The sequence below is a fragment of the Pseudomonas sp. AKS31 genome (assembly GCF_023634765.1).
GTDB lineage: Bacteria > Pseudomonadota > Gammaproteobacteria > Pseudomonadales > Pseudomonadaceae > Aquipseudomonas.
In genome coordinates, this window is record NZ_JAMLFX010000034.1 from 1 (window position 1) to 1,256 (window position 1,256).

1 protein-coding gene is annotated in these 1,256 nt (G+C 53.2%); it reads left to right on the forward strand.

Annotated elements, in window-relative coordinates:
• Positions 1 to 64 precede the first annotated feature (64 nt).
• Positions 65 to 1,248, forward strand: a protein-coding gene (locus M9827_RS27585) for an IS3 family transposase (protein WP_250608374.1) whose coding sequence is annotated in 2 segments (ribosomal slippage) — positions 65 to 329 and positions 329 to 1,248 — 1,185 coding nt in all. Because the reading frame shifts where the segments join, the coding sequence is not laid out codon by codon here.
• Positions 1,249 to 1,256: the final 8 nt, after the last annotated feature.

The following is a 1,256-nucleotide window of genomic DNA, read 5'->3' on the forward strand; positions in this document are numbered from 1 at the left end:
TGCAGTGGTCTAATTTCCCCGGACACCTCGATAGGTGGAAAATACATCTATTGAGGAGTTATTCATGACTAAAAAACGCAGGGCATTCGACGACAGCTTCAAGCTGCAAGTCGTGAAGATGATCAAGGATCAGGGACTCACCGTTGTGCAGGTTTGCCAGGATCTGAACATTGGTGAGACAGCCGTTCGACGCTGGATTCAGCAATACGAGGCAGAGCAACTGGGGCAGGCCGGAATCGGCAAGCCATTAACGGCGGAACAGCAGCGCATTCGGCAGTTGGAGCAGGAAAATCGGCAGCTCAAGATGGACAACGACATCTTAAAAAAGGCTACCGCCTTCTTTGCCCGCGAGCTGAAGTAACGTATCGACTGGTTCGGCAGCTGCAACAGAAGGCTTACTCGCTAGCGCATGTCTGTCGTTTATTGAGCGTCAGTCGCTCTGGTTTCTATGAAGCGCAGAAGCGTGCTGAAGCGCCTGTTCTCCGGAACTGTGCTGTCGTTGTGCAACTCAAGGCATCTTTTGCTGAAAGTGGTGGCTGCTACGGCAGTCGCCCTTTGCGTGATGCTTTACGTGAGAAAGGCATATTTGTTGGGTTGTATAGAATCCGCCGCTTGATGCGCGCCCACGGGCTACGCTCGGCCTGGAAGCGCAAATTTGTACACACCACCGATAGCAATCATGACCTGCCGGTTGCCGGGAATGTACTGAACCGCAAATTTGATCCAGCGGCACCAAACAAGGCTTGGGTGGCTGACATCACCTACATACGAACCCGAAGTGGCTGGCTCTATCTAGCCGTTGTACTGGACTTGTTCTCACGCAAGATAGTGGGCTGGTCGATGGCCCCGAACATGCCGGCAGAGCTGGTGTGCACCGCGATGCAACTGGCCATCGCACAGCGTCAACCGCCACCAGGTCTGATTGCCCACTCGGATCGCGGCAGCCAATATGCCAGTGCCAGTTATAGAGAGTTACTGGCAAGAAACGACATGCAGCAGAGCATGAGCCGTAAAGGTAATTGCTGGGATAACGCAGTAATGGAACGCTTCTTCCTGAGCTTGAAAATGGAGCGGGTATGGCGACGTGACTACGCCAACCATGCTGAAGCGATTCGTGACATCACCGAGTACATCGTTGGATTTTACAACAACGAACGGTTGCACTCGAAACTGGGTTATCTGCCACCGACCGCTTATGAGCGGGCGATGGCGTCAAAACCACCTATCGAGGTGTCCGGAATTAGTTGACCACTGCA